Below are 20,015 nucleotides of genomic sequence, written 5' to 3' on the forward strand. Positions count from 1 at the left end.
GGCACGCACCGGCGCCGCCCTGGTGCCGTCCCGGTGCCGTCATGGGTCTGTCATGGTGATGGAGTCCCCGTCTCCTGCTGGGGTGCAGGGGGTTCGGGTATCGATGCGGGCTCAGTGGGAGCCGGCGGGACCCCCGGCCATAGCGGCACCCCGCCAGGGCCGTACAGCGCGGCCCCATACGGCGGCCCCCCGGGGTTGGGGCCGATCGCCGGCCCCGGCAGGCAGGGGCGCACCGAAGGAGGCTGGGGCACAGCGCGGGTCACGGGCAAGTAGTCGGCCCAGCAAGGATGCCCGATTCCGGGGTTGGGCCGGATGTCGAGTCCGGTTCCCCAACCGGTGTCGGTGACGAGCTGACGCACTGGGAAGTTCTTGGTCGCATCTGGCAATGATCCGCAGCCCGGCGCACCGCCGGGGCCGCCTTTTGCGGCGACGAGCGGCAGGTTGTCGGGAAAGACATAGGGGTCATTGCCCAGCAGCAGTGCGACATCGAGCTGCAGGGTGCGTCCGTCGGCGCCACCCCAGGCCGCATAGCCGCCATTGTCGAGGTACCACTTGGTGCCCTGTAGCAAGCAGGTGTATTCGGGGTTGTACTTGAGTAGCAGATTCGTGGTCGGCTCGAGGATATTGATCGATGTGGTCAGGTTCTCTCGGTTGTTGGCGTGCAGATTGGTCCCGGTGTCGGCCAAGCCGATCACGTTGAGCAGCAGGGAATGCAGCGACCTCGCGTGGTCCACCACGGTGGTGCTGGTGGTGCTGGCCGCATCGAGGATCGTCAAGATGTCGCGCGCGGCCGTGTCATAGGTGTTGCTGAAATCTCGCAGCGACCGCCAGTTCTGGCGCAGCGTGTCCCGACGTGCATTGAGTCCCTGCAACACCTGGTTCAGATCGGTGGTTGCCTGACCGATGCGTTCCCCCTGTCCGCGAACGCCTTCGGCCACCGCGCTCAGCACGGCGTTGAGCTTCAGCGGATCGATCATGTTGAGCAGGTCGACGACGTTCTCGAAAACGGTGTTGATCTCGGTGCTGACGTTCTTGGAATGCAATACCGCCCCGGCAGCCAGCCGAGCGCGACTCGGGGTCGGCGGTATCACCAGGTCGACGAACTTCGCGCCGAACGCGGTGGTGGCGCTGATCTGCGCCTCCACATTGGCAGGGATGTAACGGATCTGGTCGGGGTCGATTTCCAGTTCGAGACTGGCGCCATGGTTGCTGTCGATCTGACGGACCCGGCCGACCTGCACCCCACGCAACATGACCTTGGCGCCGGCGTCCATCACCAGCCCGGATCGTTCCGAAGTCAGGGTGACCGCAACATACGGTCGCAAGGTGCCGGTGAAGGACACGGTCGTCACGAGGATGGCCGCGACGATCGCCGCGAACAGGATCACGGTCCACCAAGCATCGTGCAGACGGTGTTTTCCTGGCCCGCGACCCATGCCACTAGCTCGCCAGGTGGAAGTTGGGTGACTGGCCGTAGATGGCCAGCGTCATGATGACGATTGCTATCGAGGCGACGACCATTGACGCGCGTACGGCCCGGCCGACGGCCTCGCCGACCCCGGCCGACCCGCCGTGCGCGTTGTACCCGTAGTAGGTGCAGACCAACATGATCATGAGTGCCACCACGACGACTTCGAAGGACGACCAGAGCACGTCGGTGGGGCGCAGGAACGTATTGAAGTAATGGTCGTACACACCGGACCCCTGGCCGTAGATGGCGGTGGTGCCAGCCCGCGCGGCCAGATATGCGGTGATGAGTCCGACGCAGAACAACGGGATGGCCACCACCACTCCGGCCAGCACCCGGGTGCTGGCCAAGTAGCTGACGCTGCGGATACCGATCACCTCGAGCGCGTCGATCTCTTCGTTGATCCGCATCGCACCCAGCTGCGCGGTGGCGCCGGCGCCGACGGTTGCGGTCAGCGCGACCATGACGGTGCCCGGCTGAATTTCGCGAGTATTGAAGAAGGCCGACGCAAAGCCCGTCAGTGCTTCCACACCCACCGACGCAAACTGGTTGTAGCCCTGCACCGCCACGATTGCGCCGGTCGTCATCGCCAAGAACCCGACGATGACGACCGTCCCGCCGATCACCGCGAGCGTCCCCGCGCCAAAACCCATCTGCGCGATCACCCGCAGCAGCTCGCTGCGATAGTGCATGACCGCATCGGGGATCCGGGTCAGCGTGGTGACATAGAACCGCATCTGTGAACCCAGCCGATTCCACTCGCGCACCAGGCTTTTCGCCGTGCGTCGCAGGCGATGGCGGGAGCTTCTCGAAGCGCTGACTGTCATGGTTTCACCTCACGACACCATGAACGGGATGCCGACGGCGGTCACGACGATGTTGATGACGAACAGCACCACGAACGCGAAGACCACGGTCTCGTTGACCGCTCTGCCGACGCCCGCCGGACCGCCGCCCACCGATATGCCCTTGTAGCAGGCGATCAGCCCGGCCATCAGCCCGAAAAGGGTCGCCTTGATCATCGAGATGACGACGTCGACCGTGTGAGTGAGTGTGGTGAGTCCGGTGACCCACGCACCTGCCGAAACATGCATGAGGAACACCGAACACAAGAATGCCCCGATGAGTCCCGTCGCGATCACCAGCGAACTCAGCGCCAGGGAGACGGTGGTGGCGGCCAGCACTCGGGGAACCACCAGAGCCTGGATCGGGTTGATTCCCATCACCCGTAGCGCATCGAGTTCCTCGCGGATGGTCCGCGCACCCAGATCGGCGCACATTGCGGTGGCGCCCGCGCCCGCGACCACCAGGACGGTGACGATGGGAGCGCTCTGGTCCACGGTGAAGATCGCGCAGCCGGTGCCGGAGAAGTCCGCGGCGCCGATATCGGTGAGCAGCACGTTGAAGAGGAACCCCGAGATCACCGCCCACGGGATTGTCATCAAAACCCCGGGCAGCGTGGATACCCGCGCCACGAACCAGCATTGGAGTAGATATTCACGCCATGCGAACGGCGGCCGGAACATCGACACGAACGTGTCGAGCGTCATGGCGAAGAAGTCGCCGAGCGCTCGGACCGGCTTGGTGACCGATCCGGCCAGCGGGCGTGCGACCGGGTCGGCTACCGGATCTGCTACCGGGCTGGCCGCCCGATCGGTCAGAGTCACCATGGTGTCGCGCACCATCTGGCATTGATGCCGAGGCCTCGGGTGGGGTTGCTCACGCTGACCATCCGGACAGGTCGAGTTGGACGGGTGACATCGGTGAGGGTACGCGGCGCAAGCTGCACATGTCCATAGACAATACGCGCTATTGAAGCCTCGGTATCTGTAAATATCGAAGCAAGATGCCAGTTATGGCTACTGATGTATCTTGCTAGTACCCTAATGATAGGCGCGCTTGAGGGAGATCGAGTGTGGCGGATGTCCGCGGCGTTCGCGCGCTCTGGGCCGGTGCTGACTTCGCCGTCGAATGCGGCGCCGGGCCACATCCCCTCAGTCCGACATCAGCTCGAGCGCCCCCGACGGGCACAGTTTGACCGCATTGCGCACCCGGCGTTCTTCGTCGGCGGGCACCTCATGGGCGGCCAGTACCACGATGCCGTCGGCGTCCTGATCGAAGAAGGCGTCGGCCGCCATTACGCACATGCCGGTCGCCATGCAGATCTCCCGGTCGGCGGCGACCCTCATGAGAAGGCCTGCAGGGTGAGGGCGGAATTCATGAAGTCCCGGAAGTGCAACCAGTGACCGTCGCGCAACGTGATGATGTGCGCGAACTCCGATTCCCATTCGTGTCCGGTGGCCAGCCGCCGGAACCGCTGCCGGCCCCAGGTCGCGAGATCGTCACCTTGCGCGATGAACTTCCACGGCTCCATCTCGACGATCTCGATCGCCTGGCCAACCTTGGCGAAGAATGTCATCGCCTCGTCGATGCCGCGGTAATCGCCCGCGTAGGGGATCTTTTCGGTCCCGTAGTAGGTGATGCGCACGTCGGGGTCGAGGTGGTGCAGCGCGGTATCCAGGTCGCCGGCCGGCACCGCGGCATAGATGGCCTTGGTTGCCTCGATGTTGCGCGACTCCCGTGACTCGGTGGTGACCGTCATGACAGGTGCAGGGGTAGCCGGACAAATGCGTGGGTCAGCAGGCTGGCCGTCTGCTTGGTGCCGGGGTCGTCGGTTAGCGCGATCTTCTGATAGCGATCCAGCACGGCGTTGAGGACGGCGAGCACCTCCAGTCGGGCCAGTGAGGCACCGAGGCAGAAGTGCAGGCCATGCCCCAGCGAGAGCTGCTGGCGAATGTTCGGCCGGTCGATGTCCAATCGTCCCGGGTCGGGGAACACGGCGGGGTCGCGGTTGGCCGAGCCGAAGAACAACGCGACCCACTCCCCCTTGCGGATCAGCTTGTCGCCGACCTCGACGTCGCGCGTGGCGATGCGGAACAGGCGCTGTGGCGGCCCGTCGAGCCGAAGCGTCTCCTCTACGAAAATGTTCAGCAAGGTCCGATCGGCGCGGACGCGTGCCTGCACCTCGGGCTCTCGGGCCAGCGCGTGCAGCAGATTTCCGATCAGGAATGTCGTTGTTTCGCTGCCGGCTACCACCAGCGTCACACAGAACCGGACGATCTCTTCGGGGGTGAGCCGCTGCCCGTCGACCTCGGCGCGCAACACCGCCGAGATGAGATCTTCGGCATCCTCAACGTCATCGCTGGCTTCGCGTTCGGCCAGCCGGGCGGTGTGTTCGGCGAGCCGGGTGGCGAAGGTGCCCACCATCTCCTGGTTGCTCGCCATGCGTTCTTCGGGGGTGAGCGACGAGGACAGCATGAAGGCGTTGGCCCACCGTCGGAACCGCACGTGGTCGCCATCGGGCAGGCCCAGCAATCGCACCATCGCCCGGGTGGGAATCTCGGCGGCGAAGCCCATGACTTCTACGACCCCGTCCGGTGAGCCGTCTTCGGCCCCATCCCGAGAATCCTTTTCGAGATCGTTGAGCAGCTGCGGGATCAGGTCATTGAGCCACCCCTCCAGTCGTTTGACCCGGCGCGGCGAAAACGCCTGGCTGACCAGTTTGCGTTCGACTTCGTGCTTGGGCGGATCGGTGTTGACCAGCATCAGGCTCGGCGCCGACGACGCCTCCTGCAAGGGATCGCGGGACGAGAAGGTTGCCGCGTCGCGCGCCGCGGCAAAGACCTGGTTGTAGCGGAACAGCGCCCAGGCGGTAACCGGTTCGTCGGCGCCCGGGACGGTTCCAGGGGGCCAGTCCCGATACCCCGCAACGGGCGAGAGCCCTCTGAGTTCGTCATAGAGCGGATAGGGATTGGCGATGCCTTGCGGGGTAGTCAGAAGTTCGACGGCTGGCACCGTCCCTGAAACGGTCTCTGTTGACATGTCATCCAGCCTCTGACAACCCCGGTGGCAGGTCGATCCCCCGTTGGGGAGGACTCTTGCCCCCGTAGGAGGGGAGTTTGGGCTTTTCGCCGCGACGGGCCATCCCGGAGAGGACAGTGGGAGGGGTGATCGATGTGGTCGATATGCCCGATCCCCCCGCATTCCCCACGTTGGCCGACGACGAGCACCCCGGCTGGGCGTCGCGTCCGATACGGGAAAGCGATGCCACTCGTCACTATCGGGAAGTGTTCGGCGATTGCAACGTCGATCCCACCGACGACCCCATGGCGGTGGTTGCCGAGGCCATCGACGTCAACGCCGCCGCGGTGCGCCACGCCCTGGAGTCCCTCGGTGACGTGCATGCGGTCAACGCCCTCGAAACGCTGTTGGATTTGTCCTCGCTGGAACGGGAGATGATCGAGGACGGTGCCGCACGCCGCACGCTGGCGCTGTTGCAGGTGCAGGAGGCCTTGAGCAAGCTGCGCGCCGTGGACGACGTCGCGATGATTGTCGACCGGGCGCCGCGTGAACTGGTGGAGTCGTGCGGGTTCGATCGTGCTGTGCTGTTTCGAGTGCACGAAGGCCGAATGGTGATGGAATCGGCCTACTTTGGGGAAGACCGTGAAGGTGCGGAGAAGATGGTCGCCTTCGCGCAATCGGTGGCACCGCTGTTGGATCACATGCTGATCGAAACCCAGATGATTCGCCGGCACGCGCCCGCGATCGTGCGCGATGCCCGCAATGATCCGCGGGTGAATCGACCGATCGTGGACTTTTCGCTGACGCATTCCTATGTGGCGGCCCCGGTGATGCCGACCGGCAAAGTGATCGGTTTCCTGCACTCCGATCGGTTGTACTCCGGGCGCATAGTCGACGAGATCGACCGAGACACGGTGTGGGCGTTCGTCGAAGGCTTCGGATATGCCTATGAGCGAACGGTTCTGCTGGAGCGCATGCGGCGCCAGCACGCCGAGGTGCGCAGTGCGCTTGCGTCCGCGGACGAGGCGGCGCGCGCTCTGCAGGATGCCGATCTGGACCTGCGCAAGATCGAGCCGGTCGAACGTAGCCCCGCGGCAAGGTCGTTGGCCGAGGTGCAGACGCGAGTGATGGCCATGCTGACCCGCCGGGAAGTGGAGGTGCTGCGGCTGATGGCGGCCGGCCGCACCAATCAGCAGATCGCCGACGAACTGGTGATCTCGGCCGGCACGGTGAAATCTCATGTCAAAAGGGTGCTGCGGAAGCTGCATGCGACGAATCGGGCCGAGGCGGCCTCGGCGTACGTCCGGTTGGCCAGCGTTCCCGAAGTTGGTTGACGTCAACCGGTTTCGGGGTGTCCGAGTAGGACGTCGTAGGGTTTTGCTTCGCGTCCGCCGGACAGGTCCAGATGGATCGTCTTGACCTCCGTGTAAGCATCGAGCGCATCGGGGCCCAGTTCGCGACCGACGCCGCTCTGCTTGTAACCGCCGAACGGGAGACGACAGTCGATCTGGTGGGCATCGTTGATCCACACGCTGCCGGATTGGATGCGTTCGGCCATCGCCAGTCCCCTGGCGTTGTCGGACGTCCAGATGCTGGCGGCCAGTCCGTAGTCACTGTCGTTGGCGATCGCGATGGCCTGTTCGTCCCCGTCGTAGCCGATGACCACCAATACCGGGCCGAAGACTTCCTCCCGGGCGATCGCCATGTCGTTGTGCACGCCGGTCAGGATCGTCGGCGCCACCCAGAACCCCTTGTCGAACATTCCGCCCGTCAGTGCCTCTCCCCCGAGCGCCACGGTCGCTCCGTCGGTCTGCGCACCACGGATGTAGTTCAGGATGCGAGTGCGTTGTGCGGCGTCGATGACCGGCCTCAGGTCGGTGTCCCAGTCCCTGGTCGGGCCTACCACGATGGTGGCGGCGCGCTTGACCAGCCGATCGACGAATTCCTGGTAGAGCGTCGTGGGGACCAGTGCGCGGGTGCCGGACTCGCAGACCTGACCCGAATAGGCGAAGCATCCGTAGAGCACACCTTCGACGGCCATCTCGAGATCGGCGTCGTCGAGGACGATCGTCGGGCCCTTACCGCCGAGTTCGAGGGTCACCTGTTTGACGGTGCCGGATGCCAGCCGCATGATCTCGCGTCCGACCGCGGTGGAGCCGGTGAACGCAATCTTGCCCACGTCGGGATGCGAGGCCAGTCTGGCGCCGGCCTCGGGCCCCTCGCCGGGGACTACGTTGATCACTCCGGGCGGTAGTCCGCTGCGTTCGGCGATACGGGCGAACTCGAGTATCGACAGCGGTGTGTGCTCGTCGGGTTTGACCACCACGCTGTTTCCCGCCGCAATCGCAGGTCCGACCTTCCACAGGGTCAGTAGTAGCGGAAAGTTCCATGGCGTGACCGCGCCTACCACCCCGATCGGCTCGCGGTGCACGACACTTTGACTGAGCACCGGGAAGGTCTCGATCGGTGCCGGACGCTGGTAGGCGTAGCTCTCGGCAAGGTCTGCAAAATAGCTGAAATGACTTAGTGCGTGACCGATATGGAATCCAGTGGCCAGCCGGATGGTCGCGCCGTTGCACGCCATCTCCAGCTCGATCAGCTCATCGGTGACCTGGTCGGCCGCGGCGACGATGCGGCGCATCACGGCGGCGCGCTCCTGTGGCGTGGCCCGCGACCAGCTACCGTCCTCGAAGCCGGCTTTTGCGGCCGCCACGGCGGCATCGACGTGCGATGCATCACCGCAGGCCACCGTGGCGACCGGGCTCTCGTCGCCGGGGTCGACCAGCGACAGCCGCCGATCGGAGTCCACCGACTCGCCGCCGATTAACATCGCATGATGCGGAACAGTCACCGTCGTCATCGGGTCAGGCCACCTCGGGACTGTTCGCGATCTTTCTCGGCGATCTTTTCGCGGTAGCTGCCGAACAGCGGTTTGGTCAACGGGATCAGCCGCAGGATCTTTCCGATCGGCCCCTTGGCCTTGACCTGGCCCTTGGCCAGGCCAATGGTGAGATTGTAGTTACCGCGCCAGAATTGGTCGGCGACATCGGCGGGCATGGTCATCGTGACGTCGGGTGTGAGATTGCTCGGGCCGCAGACGACTCGGAAATCGTCGCGCAGTGCGACGGTGAGTTCGCAGTCGGGATTTGTGTAGACCACCCGCATGACGATGTTGGCGGCGCGGAATTTCGGCCCCGACTGTGGGTGGTCGCCGGCATCGCGAAAGACCCCGCCGATGTACTTGTCGATCTCGCTGCAATCCTTGAAGAAGCCCATGATTGGTCCTGCTCCTGCGCGATGTGCGGTGCTCGATGGCACCGGATGCTGCCTGGATGGTGCGTGGATGGTGCTCACGCAATGCAATCACCGGGTCGAGGCCGTGGTCAGCCCCCAACGGAGAAGTCTTGGTGCCCCGAAGGGGGGAAAGCGCGGATTGGCAGCTCTTGGCCGACACCGGTGCAAGTGGGCCGCGCAGTCCCATGGATAGCCGGCATGTCTATAACCGATACGCAATATTAGCCAAGGCGTGGACGTTAAACATCCATGTAATGTCGTTTTAGTATCGGATGATGTATCTTGATAATCCGATGTTATCTGTCGCGACCGGGGTGTTGCGGCCACGACCGGAGGAGCTATCCACATGATCGATGCCAGGCGAGCTGACAACAAGTTTGTCCTGACCCGGCGCGGGACGAAGCCCTAGGCGGTGCTTCTGGCAGGATTTGTAACCCCGATGCGCAAGAAGGGAGTTCGAGTCGATGGACTCCGTCGTCGCGCCCGTTAGGCGCCGGCCGAAGGATCGAAAGCAGCAAATTCTGGAGCAGGCCGTTGGGCTCTTCATCGACCGTGGCTTTCATTCGGTCAAGTTGGAGGACATCGCCGAGGCGGCGGGAGTCACCGCGCGTGCGCTCTATCGCCACTACGACAACAAGCACGCGTTGCTCGCCGAAGCCATCCGGACCGGTCAGGATCAGTACCAAAGTGCGCGCCGACTCACCGAGGGCGAGCAAGAGCCGACACCTCGCCCGTTGAGTGTTGATCTTCCGGACCTGATTGCCGCGGCTGTTGCGTCGCGGTCCTTGACGGTGCTGTCGCAGCGCGAGGCGCGCTATCTCAATGACGCCGACCGTATCGAGGTCCGGCGCCGCATCAACGCGATCGTCGCCGGCATGCGCGAAAGCGTCTTGCTGGAGGTGCCCGGTCTGAGCCCGGCGCACTCGGAGTTGCGGGCATGGGCGGTGTCCAGCACGCTGACCAGCCTCGGTAGACATAGTCTGACGCTTCCCGCCGAGGAGCTCAAAGAGCGCCTGTACCAGGCGTGTATGGCCGCTGCCAGGACGCCCCCGGTGTGCGAGCTGGAGCCACTTGGAACGGCCGCTGGCGGGCGCGACGGGCAGGACGTGCTGTTCTCCCGCTATGAAACCCTGTTGGCCACGGGTGCACGGCTATTCCGTGCGCAGGGCTATCCGGCCGTTAGCACCAGTGAAATCGGCAAGGGCGCCGGAATCGCGGGACCCGGGTTGTATCGCTCGTTCTCGTCCAAGCAGGCGATCCTGGACGCGCTCATCCGCCGCCTTGATGAGTGGCGAAGCCTGGAGTGCATCCGCGCCTTACGCGCGAATCGGCAAGCGGCGCAGCGGCTACGCGGGCTGGTCGAGGGACACGTCCGGATCAGCTTGGACGCACCGGATCTGGTTGCGGTGTGCGTGACCGAGCTGAACCACGCCTCCGGCGACGTGCGGGACGGATATCTTCGGAATCAAGCCGACCGTGACACCCTCTGGATTGATCTCATCGGCGAGCTGGTTCCACAGACCAGTTCGGTCGAAGCGCGACTTTTGGTCGCGGCGGCCATCAGCTTTATCGAGGATGTGGCGCGTACCTGGCATCTCACGCGCTACGCCGCGGTGGCAGACGAAATCACCGAGATCGCACTATCAATCCTGACCAGCCGGTCCTGACTTCGAACTTGGTAGCGCACTGTTTGCGCGGTGGAACGGGAGTGTCGCGACCCTCATCGGATCGGATTCTCTTCGGGTGATGTTTTGGATTGGGTTGGGGTCCTTCGCGATCCAAGTGCACAGGTGGGATCCACACGGTCTCACGAACAATTCGGTCGGCGGGTACAGCTCGGTGCCCTGGTGCATTTCGTGCCTGCCGATCGCCCTGGCCGCGCGGTAGCAACGAGAACACGAACGGGCCAGATGATTCCAGAGGGAGCCGCCCGCCGGGGCCAGACGTCGCGTTGGGTGAATGGCGAGCAGACCCCGGTCAGGCTCGAACGGAATCAGTGTGCGAGCTTGAGGCCGATCACGCTTCCAATGATCATTGCCAAGAACGCCACCTTGAGAAGCGACGCCGGCTCATCCCCGGTGGCCATCGCGTAGACCACGGTGAGAACTGCCCCAATGCCCACCCAGACGGCGTATGCGGTCCCGACCGACAGGTCCCGCATGGCGTAGGCCAACCCGGCCATGCTGACGATGAAGGCCACCAGAAACACCACGCTCGGCGCGGGCTTGCTGAACCCTTCGGACCTGCCAAGGGCCGTTGCCCACACAGCTTCTAGAACACCAGACATGACCAGCACGATCCACGACACGGCGTTTCACCCCGGGCCGTCTTGTCGCACACCGGGTACGGCACCCATCGTCCGGAAGCCTTGATCAAGGCTCTGTCACGAACTTCTCACACCCGCGGTCGGGTGGCAATGTTAGCCCAGTCACCACAGCGGCCCGCGGAACCTGTCAACCGGAATCAGGCACCGTTTCGGGTATTGACAGGGCATCCCGCGCTGGTTGCTTGGGGGCCAGCCACTCGACCGTGAGGTGGTGAACACGCCAAAAGTCAACTCGCACAGGCGCTCCAGACTCACACCGAGAACTGCCTTGTTGTGACCTCTGAAGCCACAGTGGCACAAGGAATTACAGTGACCTGTAGGCGCGCGGCGGTAACGTTGGCCGAGCGGTGGAGGTGCAAACGAACTATGACAACGCTTCTATGAGTTCGCCCACGGTGTGGCTGGCTTCCAGGGGGTGGCGCAGTCTGCCCTTGGGATTGAGGGTGTAGACATTGCGTCTGCCGTCCTTGGACTTGATCAGGTAACCCTCATCGGTCAAGTCCGCCAGGATCGTCTGTACTGACCGCTCGGTGATGCCGATTCGCATCGAGAGTTCACGGGCGGTCAAATGTTCACTGACTGATACGCACAGCAGTACATGTCCGTGGTTGGTCAGGAATGTCCATCCGCGTTCGGAGTCGCTATTGCGCGGTCGGCTTTGCTTCCCGGCCCTGGCAGCGCTCACAATTTCGATGTTACTACACCGAGCTTTCATGTAAATTACTTCGCTAATTCAAATAGACGAAAGATTGCGCGACTTTGCTGTCACGATCACCCTGGCGCGCCCGCGCCGTCTCGCGGCCCGCTCGGCGCCAAGGCTGAAGTCGGCGATCCCGGGTTGGCGGCGCGTCATCGGTGTGGGCGCTCTGGCCAAACTCATACGAAGAACTATTGGCGAAGATGATTTCGTCATATTACCTTCGTAGTAGTCCGATGATGCTCCAGCCCGGAAAGCGAAGCCTCATGAAACCCCACCCCGGCACACGACCGCAGTCGTTGGCCACGGGACACGACGGCCACCCCTCCTCCAAGAGGGTCCTGCTCAGCTACAGTGGCTCACTGGCCTTCATCGCAGGCTTTGTCAATGCGGTTGGCCTGCTGCTGCTGGCCTTCCCGGTCGGCAACCTCACGGGAGTGACAACCCAGCTTGGCATGAACACAGCCAATCCCTGGCTGTATGAGGGTCACATCCTGGCCGCGATCTTGATGGGGTTTTGGATTGGCGCGATCACGGCCGGAGCGATTCTCGGCAATAACCAGCATCCCCGGGGGTCGCACCACGCCATCGTGCTGACCGTGGAGGCGATATTGCTGATGCTCGCCTCGCTCGGTGTGGAGGAAACTCAGGTCAAGGCGGGCATTCAGGCGCTGGGCGTCGAGGAACCCGTCGTGCAGGCCCTGTTTATCGCGGCGGCCCTTGGAATGCAGAACGGCCTGACGTCAAGCTTCCGCGGGATGGCGGTTCGCACCACCCACTTCACCGGCACGGTGACCGATCTCGGCTTGATGCTTGGCCGCGCCCGTCGGGAAGGAATCGAGAGCTGGAAGGCCGCAGTCCTTGCGCTGACCTTGGTGCTCTTCTTGGTGGGTGGCGCCGCCGGCCTGCTGATCGGAACCCGGCTTGGCGGATATGCGCTGCTTCTTCCGGCGGCGGCGTGTGCGGTCTTTGCGGCGACGTATTTGCTGCGTAGCCGGAAGACCAAAGTGGCCACGGCGACAACGGCCGAGAACCCAGCGCGAGACGTCGGCGAAACCGCAACAGTGACCGTGTGAGTGCTGGGCGAGCGACGCTCACCACAGTGCGGCGTTGGTTCCGCCGTCCGCGATCTGGGTTGTTCCGGTAATCATCGACGAATCGTCGGACAGCAGGAACGCCATGATGCTAGCCATCTCCTCGGGTCTGGCCATGCGGCCCTGCAGCCTGGCAATCATGGTGTTCGCGCCCCCCGTTCCTAGGGCCTCGTCGAACATCGCCATCGCACTCTGTTGCATGGGGGTATCCACGAACGCGGGCAACAACGCATTGGAGCGCACATTGGCCGAGCGCAGTTCGGCGGCAGTGACTCGGCTGAGGTGGCTGATCCCGGCCTTCGACATGCCGTACGCCGCGGTTCCGCCCACCCCGATATGGCCCGCCAGTGACGACATGTTGACGATCGCTCCCCCGCCGCGCTCGACCATCTTGGGTGCCGCATGCTTGGTGCACAACCAGGCTCCACGCAGGTTGATGCCGATGACCCGATCAAAGTCCTCGACCGCGGTGTCGAGGATCGGGGCCAGATGAACGACTCCGGCATTGGCGACGAGCTTGTCGAGCCCGCCGAACGATGTGACGCAGGCTTCGACCATGCCGGCGACCTGTTCCTCGGCACTGACATCGACCTGATACCCGACTGCGCCGGAGCCGATTTTTGCCGCTGCTTGCTCGGCCGAAGCGCCGTCGATGTCCGCGCAGAGTACCGCGGCGCCTTCGGCGGCCAGCCGCTCGGCGATCGCGAGGCCGATCCCGGCCCCGGCCCCGGTCACGATCGTGGCTTTGCCGGCCAGGTCCGGGTACCTCACGGGCTAGCCCGCGGCCGCGAGTGGCGTGTCTGCAGGCCCGGCGGCCGCACCAGCCTCGCGAATGGCTCCGAACATCACAAGGCCAAATCCTGGCATGTCGTCGGAGAGTTTGATCGCATACACCCCAAGATCGCGCAGCATCCAGGTCACGGTCTCGGACATGAAGTCAGCGGGGGTCTCCTCGTCAGAGGCGAACAGGCCGCATGCGCGCGGCGGTCCCGGGGGCCGCAGGTATAGGACCACGCCGCTGCCCTGGGCTGACATTGCGCTGAGTGCGCCGTTGAGTTCCCCGCCGCATCGGCACCCGGTCGACCCGAAGACGTCGCCGGTCAGACACTCGATGTGGACGTGCAGTGCCACGGGCACGCCGGAGTCGGGGGCACCGATGATCACCGCCAAATGCTCGCCTCCGGGGTTGGCTGGCCCCAGATCACGAAAGCCGATGACGCGGGAATTGCCGGCCCACGTGGGTAGGGTTGTCTCGGTCAGCCGGATGACCTGCGGTTCGGTCCGTTGCCGATAAGCCAGGAGTTCGGCGATGGACACGACGGCCAATCCGTGTTCCACGGCGAATTCGACCAACTCGGCGCCGTGCGCCATCAGAGTGGGGTTACGGCGAGAGACAATCTCACACAATGCGGCGGCCGGCCGGTGTCCGGCTAAGCGGGCAAGGTCTACGGCGGCTTCGGCGGGCTCGCACTTGGCGAGCACCCCGTGCGGCTCGGCCAGTAGTGGGGCCACGTGCCCGGGCCGGAGAAAATCCGCAGCTTGCGAGCCCGCCGACGCGAGAGCCGCGATGGTGCGGGCGCGGTCGCGCGCCGAGATGCCGGTGCCGGTTGCTCGCACATCGACCGATACCCGATGTGTCGGGTTGTGATGGCACATCGGCGGTAGGTTCAACCGCGCACACTCGGCGCCCGGCAGCGCGACGCGGACATATCCCGTCGTGTGCCGGACGGTGAAAGCGACCAGAGACGAGGTCGCGGCCTCGGCCGCGAAGACCAGATATCCCTGGGCGGCGTGATCGTGGGTGACAACGACGGGGCGTCCCGCCGCTATCGCGGTGATCGCCCGGCGCACCCGGACATCGGTGGTTTTCATCCAGGCTCCGTTACAGGGTGAGCGGCCAACCGGCGGAACCGGCTGCCATGAAAAACCAGTGGCGGTGTCTCGGGATCGGCTCCCAGCGAGCAGATTTCGAGCAATGCGATGGTGTGATCCCCCGCCGGGACCTCGGAGTGCAGCCGGCACTCCAGCCAGGCGCTGGCTCCGAGAACGACCACGCCCCCGCCGGGCAGCTCGCTGTGGAACACCCCGGCGAATCGGTCACCTTCCTTGCGCGAGAGGCTGATACATGCCTCGTCGTGGCCCTCGGCAATTACGCTGACGCCGAGGCGCGGACGGTTGCGCAACTTCGGCCACGTCGTGGAAGTGTTCTGCACGCAGATCGACACCAGCGGCGGGTCGATCGAAACGGAAGTGAACGAGCTCGCCGCCATCCCGACCGGGGCATCGCCGACCATCGCACAGACAGCAATCACACCGGAGGGGAAGCAGCCGAAGGCGTAGCGCAACGCGGCGCCGTCGAGAGGGTCGACGGTCTGCGGAATCATGTCGAAGGTGCAACTCACTGCCGCAGCCCCCCAAGGAATTCGAGTAGCAGCCGGTTGGTCTCATCGGGCGCTTCCTGCTGAATCCAGTGCCCGACGTCGGCCACCATGTGGGTGCCGCGGTAGTCGGACATGACCTCGTGTGCCCGCGCTATGGCCTCGGCTCCCCAGGTGGTGCCGACATCGTATTGACCACCGATGAACAGCGCGGGCGCAGACAGCGGCTTGCCTTCCTGGTCGGCGAGGTCGTGCCAGTCGTTGTCGATGTTGTGATAGAAACTCAGCGGTCCACCGAAGCCGGAGCGTTCGAACTCGCCAGTGTAGAAGTCAAGATCGGCATCGGTGAACCAAGCGGGCATCGTCTCCGGGTAGACGAACGCGTCCTTGAGCCGCGCCCCATCGGCCATGCACAAGGGGCCGGCCCGGATAACGTCGATCGGATCCATGGATGCCAGATCGACACCCGCATCGGCGGCCGCCTTGGTGGCCGCGATCATGCCGTCGCCGGACACCGTGTAGGTCAGCCCGAGTAGCCAGGTCCGCACATCTTCCTCGATCTCGGCGATGATGCCATCCTGAGCGGAGAAGTAGTCCTGATACCAAACCCGGCCTTCGCCCGCCAGCTCGAGGTGGTAGTCATTGGGCCGATGCTCGCCAAAGGGGCTGCCCGGCAAGCCGATCACACCACGCCCGGCGAATGGAACGCTGATCCCCACCACCCCGGCGCATCTTTGCGGATATAACCAGGCGAAGGTCCAAGCGACCGGCGCGCCCCAGTCGTGACCGATAACGAATGCCTTGTCCGCACCATAGGCATCGACGACACCAAGCACGTCACCGACTAATTCTTTGATGCGGTAGGCCTTTTGCACCCGGTACTTCGACGATCTGCCATAGCCACGCTGATCGACGGCCACCACCCGGTAACCCGCGGCGGCCAGCGCCGGAATCTGATGGCGCCACGAGTACCAGGATTCTGGAAACCCGTGCAGCAGTATCACCAGCGGTCCCTCGCCGTCTTCGACGGCATGGATGCGGGTGCCCCGGCAGTTCAAGATCCGATGAGCCTGCGCCATGGTCGCCTTCCTTATCTCAGATCACTCACGGTCACCAGCTGGTCCGCGGGTTCGGCAGGTGCGGTGTGGTTTTCGTAGTTGCGGGCGATCAACGTCTTCTGGCCGGACAGCCTGGTTCGCGCCCATTTACCGATGACGCGGCTGGCGATTCCGGGCTTCATGAACGCCAGCGGCGGTTTGACCAGGTGGACGACGGCCAGAAACTCGCGGTAGGCGTCGAGGTCGTCGTGCACCAGCTCCAACAGCCGATCCATGTACCAGGTGAGCGCACCGAAATAGAACGGGCGTTTCTTGTCGACGTCCTTGAGCCAGTTGAAGCGCAGGTTCTGCTCGCGGATCACGAACCAGGCGGTGTCGGCCATCTTGGCGATCGTTCGGTAGTACTTGCGCGGTAGCTCCCGGTGCGTGGGACCGTATTTGGACAGCGGCAACTGCATCTCCCGAACTTCCTTGAGCGCCAGACTCATGCCCAGCCCGGAAACGGGGTCCGCACTGGTGTAGGCGTCGCCCACCGCCAACAGAGCGCGCGGCAGGTTGCGCTTCTTTTCGTAGTGCAGCCGCAGCATGTTGGGATATCGGAAGTTGTAGATCGGCGAGGCCGGCTGAAGTCCGTCGATGTTCTCTCCGATGACCGGTGACGGCATCAGATCGGCGAACTCGCGAAATTCTCGGACGGTGCGTGGCGGCGAGTAGCAGTTGTAGGCCACCAGTGAGGTGGACAGGATGGTCCGGGAGCTGTCGGTGTAGTACTGCGCGGCGTAGGTGTCTTCGTAGGGCCGGTACGCATAACAGATCACCATCACCTTGTCTTGCCACTGCCGCTCCGGCGGCACCTGGTGTTGCATGGTGGAGTAGAAGCAGTTGATGATGTCCTGCTCGACCTCGGGGGCTCCAATGCCGATGCGCTCCAAGAACTCCGGCACGTGGGTGTTCTTTCCCGAGGCATCCAGGACGAACTCCGCGGGAATCACCTCCGGTTCGCCGCCGTCACCCGGGACGGCAACCCCGATGACGGCGTTGGTGGCGCGATCGAACACCAGGTCGGTGACCTCTGACTCGTAGCGGAAGTCGATGCGCGGTTCGTCGTCGAGTCGACGGCGCACGCACCATTCCAGCAGCGGCCGCCCGGCGCACACGATCTCGATGTCGCTCGTACCGGGTTTCTTCCAGGTTCCGCCCAGCCGAATCCGGTACTGGGCTGCCATGTCGACCTTGAATGCGCCCTCGCGCACCATGTCGTCGACGATGCCGGGGAAGAAACGTTCGAGTTCGATCTGCCCGGCGGTGAGGAGGTGGTGCAGGTGCCAGCCCTGCGCAGCGCCCGGTCTGCCCTCGCGGCGGCGGTGGGCGTCGTCCTTCTCGAGCACGATGACGCGGTCAAAGGTGTCGCTGCAGACCTTGGCCGCGGCGATGCCCGCGATGCTGCCGCCGATGACCACAGCAATACCGCGACCGCTGCGCCGCACCGCGGCGAGATCCAGGGCCGAGTAGTCCAGGCGCGCCGGCGTGCGGCGGCGCGCCGCCCCGCTGGCCGCGAACTTTTCGTGGTAGAGCCCAGCTCGGTGAAAGCCATTGGCCGACAACCAGGTGCGGGTAGCCTCGACCATCGCAGCGGGGCCGCACAGGTACGCGTCGGCGTCGCCGCCGGCCAGCATCGCCTCGTCGAGCAAGTCGGTGACCAGCCCGGTGCGCCCGGACCAGTCGTCGTCGCGGCGCGCCACGGTGACGTGCACCTGCAAGCCCGCAACACGGTGCTCGAGCTGTTCGAGTTCGTCGAGCTTGCACAGATCTTCGGCCGAGGTCACTCCATAGAGCAGACTTACCGGTTGGCCGGGATCGGCCGGCAGACTCTGGGCCATGGCCAGGATTGCTGACAGGCCGGTACCGCCGGCGACCAGCACCACCGGCCGTACAATCGGGCGAAGATAGAAGTTTCCCTTGCTGCCCCGCAACGCAATTCGATCACCCTGTTTGGCGTGGTCCCGCAGATAGTTCGACATCGCGCCGTCGGGCAACAATCGGATGATGAACTCGAGCTCACCACCTCCGTCGGCCGGATGCGCATAAGAGTAGTTGCGCCACTGGTCGCTACCGGGAACCTGCAGCTGGGCGAACTGGCCCGCTCGATATCCGATCGTGCCGGCCATGGCCGAGACATCGACACGCAGGACGGCGGTGCCCGGTGACACCATGTCAACACCGGTCACCACGCCGTCGCCGCTTACCAGCAACGCCGCGTTGTCGTCGACGGGGTACTGCAGTTCGATCTCGCAATCGGACTCGGCAAAGGTCTGGCAGGTGAGGATCTTTCGGGCCGCTCGCTCCACATCGGAGAGGCCCTCGGTACGTCCCATGTCGTACCGGCCGGCGGTGCAGGTGGCCACGCAGGTGCCGCAGATTCCGCTTTGGCATTCGTTGACGATGGCGACACCGTGTTCTTCGGCGACCTCCAGTATCGACTGGTCGGGCCGCACCGGCATGGTCTTGTGCGTTCCGTCCGAGTAGCCGACGGTAACGTGCCGAACTGTCATGGCGGTGCCCTTCTCGCCTTTGGTTCGCTAGACGATCGCGGCTTCGGGCTTTGGAGGTTTGTGGGGTCCCCCCGGCTTCTTGGCGATGCGAGCATTGAGCCGGGGCATGACTTCCTCGGCGAGCAGCCGTAGTGACTCTTTCCATGGCCCCGGGTTCTCCCGGTAGTCGAATCCGAGAACCAACAGGTGACCGAATCCGCCGACCTGGTCGTAGGTGGCTTCGAGTTTGTCGACCACGGTGTCCACCGAGCCGACCACGAAGGTGTTTTCGGCGAGGTACTCCGGGGTCACGTCGTCGTCGGGCACCGAGGGGTTGTGCTTGTAGAACTTGGTCATGCCGAACATTCGGAAGGTCGGCAGGACGTACTCGCGCATGGCTCGCCCCATGGTCCCGTCGACGGCGTACCGGAATGCTTGCTCATCGGTCTCCGCCACCAACACCTCACGCACGAGTCGCCAGTCGCGGCGGTCGGGCGTCCGGCCGCTGCGGGCGGCGCCTTCGAGGACCGCATCCCAGTGGGTCGCGACATACTCGGTGTTCAGGTCCAGGCTCATCGGAAGGTAGCCCCGCTCGCCGGCCAGTTTGAGGGTTTCCGAGCCGGCGCTGAACCCGGTTACTCCGATCGGTGGGTGGGGTTTTTGGTAGGGCTTGATGTGGCGCCTCATCAGACCTTCGAACATCGGCGCAATACCGTTGGCGTTCCAGTACTTTCCGCGATGTTCCCAGGGTTGGTCTTCGGTCCAGATCCGCAACATGATTTCGAGGGCTTCGCGGGTCATCTCGCGATGCTCGCCATTCTTGCCGTCCACGTCATAGAGCGCCCAGTCTCCTGGGATACCGCTGGCTCCAACGCCCAGCATGAAGCGGCCCTGTGCCAGGTGATCGAAATACGCTACGCGATGGGCAAGTTCGACCGGGTGATGATAGGGCAGCAGGTGCGCGCCGGGTGCGAGCTTGATCTGCTTGGTACGCAGCAGCGCCTGGGCCAACAGTAGATCCGGGGCGCAGATCGGCTCCCACGGCACGGTGAAGTGTTCGCCGACCCAGGCTTCGACGTAGCCGAGTTGGTCGGCCAGTTCGATGACGTCGAGGTCCCACTGGGTGGCGTCGTAGAGAGTGCGTTCCGGCGGATGGGCCGGCATGAGGAATATTCCGATCTCCATCATTAACCCTTCTGGTCTGTCCCCGGCCCTGATGTGTGGCGCCGTGATCGCGTCTTCTGTAGGTATACCACAGTACTAGCAAGATACTTGACTGCGCATAAGACCCAATTTGCATGCGAGTTT

General features: G+C 64.2%; 19 protein-coding genes and 1 riboswitch. Of the genes, 3 read left to right on the forward strand and 16 right to left on the reverse strand.

All coding sequences use genetic code 11. The annotated features are described in order from the left end of the window. Positions 1-50: 50 nt before the first annotated feature. The 6 genes from SHTP_RS12465 to SHTP_RS12490 form a co-directional block, all read right to left on the reverse strand. Positions 51-1,436, reverse strand: coding sequence for an MCE family protein (locus SHTP_RS12465; RefSeq protein ID WP_096370758.1), 1,386 nt, complete (start codon positions 1,434-1,436; stop codon positions 51-53). Positions 1,437-1,440: 4 nt separating this feature from the next. Next, positions 1,441-2,295 (reverse strand): ABC transporter permease, encoded by an 855-nt coding sequence (locus SHTP_RS12470; protein ID WP_096370759.1) that lies wholly within the window; start codon positions 2,293-2,295, stop codon positions 1,441-1,443. 9 nt (positions 2,296-2,304) lie between these two features. Further along, positions 2,305-3,138: an MlaE family ABC transporter permease gene (locus SHTP_RS12475; protein ID WP_085981917.1), complete on the reverse strand. Its 834-nt coding sequence runs from the start codon at positions 3,136-3,138 to the stop codon at positions 2,305-2,307. Positions 3,139-3,462: 324 nt separating this feature from the next. Then, a complete protein-coding gene (locus tag SHTP_RS12480; protein ID WP_096370760.1) occupies positions 3,463-3,657 on the reverse strand; it encodes a ferredoxin in 195 nt (64 codons plus the stop codon). Then, positions 3,654-4,070 (reverse strand): nuclear transport factor 2 family protein, encoded by a 417-nt coding sequence (locus SHTP_RS12485; RefSeq protein ID WP_096370761.1) that lies wholly within the window; start codon positions 4,068-4,070, stop codon positions 3,654-3,656. The genes SHTP_RS12480 and SHTP_RS12485 overlap by 4 nt, the downstream gene beginning before the upstream one ends. Beyond that, on the reverse strand, positions 4,067-5,350 hold the full coding sequence (locus SHTP_RS12490; protein ID WP_096370762.1) for a cytochrome P450: 1,284 nt from the start codon (positions 5,348-5,350) through the stop codon (positions 4,067-4,069). Before SHTP_RS12490 ends, SHTP_RS12485 begins: the two co-directional genes overlap by 4 nt. Positions 5,351-5,466: 116 nt before the next feature. Between SHTP_RS12490 and SHTP_RS12495 the strand changes: the two genes are divergently transcribed. Continuing rightward, on the forward strand, positions 5,467-6,663 hold the full coding sequence (locus SHTP_RS12495) for a helix-turn-helix transcriptional regulator (RefSeq protein WP_096370763.1): 1,197 nt from the start codon (positions 5,467-5,469) through the stop codon (positions 6,661-6,663). A 2-nt stretch (positions 6,664-6,665) separates the two neighbouring features. Here the strand turns inward: SHTP_RS12495 and SHTP_RS12500 are convergent, their stop codons facing one another. Together SHTP_RS12500 and SHTP_RS12505 are read right to left on the reverse strand one after the other, a co-directional pair. Continuing rightward, positions 6,666-8,189 (reverse strand): aldehyde dehydrogenase family protein, encoded by a 1,524-nt coding sequence (locus SHTP_RS12500; protein WP_096370764.1) that lies wholly within the window; start codon positions 8,187-8,189, stop codon positions 6,666-6,668. Beyond that, positions 8,186-8,605, reverse strand: coding sequence for an SCP2 sterol-binding domain-containing protein (locus SHTP_RS12505; protein ID WP_011740773.1), 420 nt, complete (start codon positions 8,603-8,605; stop codon positions 8,186-8,188). Before SHTP_RS12505 ends, SHTP_RS12500 begins: the two co-directional genes overlap by 4 nt. Positions 8,606-9,087: 482 nt before the next feature. Here SHTP_RS12505 and SHTP_RS12510 point away from each other — a divergent pair, with 482 nt between their 5' ends. Beyond that, complete coding sequence (locus tag SHTP_RS12510) at positions 9,088-10,290, forward strand: TetR/AcrR family transcriptional regulator (RefSeq protein ID WP_096370765.1); 1,203 nt, start codon at positions 9,088-9,090, stop codon at positions 10,288-10,290. 326 nt (positions 10,291-10,616) lie between these two features. Here SHTP_RS12510 and SHTP_RS12515 read toward each other — a convergent pair whose 3' ends face one another. Both SHTP_RS12515 and SHTP_RS12520 read right to left on the reverse strand, forming a co-directional pair. After that, positions 10,617-10,931, reverse strand: coding sequence for a DMT family transporter (locus tag SHTP_RS12515; RefSeq protein ID WP_012394573.1), 315 nt, complete (start codon positions 10,929-10,931; stop codon positions 10,617-10,619). A gap of 10 nt (positions 10,932-10,941) precedes the next feature. After that, positions 10,942-11,007, reverse strand: a riboswitch (guanidine-III (ykkC-III) riboswitch). Between the two features lie 306 nt (positions 11,008-11,313). Next, entirely contained in the window at positions 11,314-11,664 is a 351-nt protein-coding gene (locus SHTP_RS12520) for a helix-turn-helix transcriptional regulator (RefSeq protein WP_012394572.1), read from the reverse strand. Positions 11,665-11,804: 140 nt separating this feature from the next. On the opposite strand from SHTP_RS12520, the gene SHTP_RS12525 reads away from it, so the two are divergent. Further along, entirely contained in the window at positions 11,805-12,722 is a 918-nt protein-coding gene (locus tag SHTP_RS12525; protein WP_172900542.1) for a YoaK family protein, read from the forward strand. 18 nt (positions 12,723-12,740) lie between these two features. Here SHTP_RS12525 and SHTP_RS12530 read toward each other — a convergent pair whose 3' ends face one another. The 6 genes from SHTP_RS12530 to SHTP_RS12555 are packed head-to-tail and all read right to left on the reverse strand — an operon-like array spanning position 12,741 to position 19,892. Continuing rightward, complete coding sequence (locus SHTP_RS12530; RefSeq protein WP_096370766.1) at positions 12,741-13,511, reverse strand: SDR family oxidoreductase; 771 nt, start codon at positions 13,509-13,511, stop codon at positions 12,741-12,743. A gap of 3 nt (positions 13,512-13,514) precedes the next feature. Next, a complete protein-coding gene (locus SHTP_RS12535) occupies positions 13,515-14,612 on the reverse strand; it encodes a 3,4-dihydroxy-2-butanone-4-phosphate synthase (RefSeq protein ID WP_096370767.1) in 1,098 nt (365 codons plus the stop codon). Next, positions 14,609-15,142: a flavin reductase family protein gene (locus SHTP_RS12540; protein ID WP_096370768.1), complete on the reverse strand. Its 534-nt coding sequence runs from the start codon at positions 15,140-15,142 to the stop codon at positions 14,609-14,611. Before SHTP_RS12540 ends, SHTP_RS12535 begins: the two co-directional genes overlap by 4 nt. Then, positions 15,139-16,197, reverse strand: a complete 1,059-nt coding sequence (locus SHTP_RS12545; RefSeq protein ID WP_096370769.1) for an alpha/beta fold hydrolase — start codon at positions 16,195-16,197, stop codon at positions 15,139-15,141. Before SHTP_RS12545 ends, SHTP_RS12540 begins: the two co-directional genes overlap by 4 nt. Positions 16,198-16,208: 11 nt before the next feature. After that, a complete protein-coding gene (locus SHTP_RS12550; protein WP_096370770.1) occupies positions 16,209-18,728 on the reverse strand; it encodes an FAD-binding oxidoreductase in 2,520 nt (839 codons plus the stop codon). Positions 18,729-18,755: 27 nt separating this feature from the next. After that, complete coding sequence (locus SHTP_RS12555; RefSeq protein ID WP_096372445.1) at positions 18,756-19,892, reverse strand: LLM class flavin-dependent oxidoreductase; 1,137 nt, start codon at positions 19,890-19,892, stop codon at positions 18,756-18,758. Positions 19,893-20,015: the final 123 nt, after the last annotated feature.

Source organism: Mycobacterium ulcerans subsp. shinshuense, assembly GCF_002355775.1.
GTDB lineage: Bacteria > Actinomycetota > Actinomycetes > Mycobacteriales > Mycobacteriaceae > Mycobacterium > Mycobacterium marinum.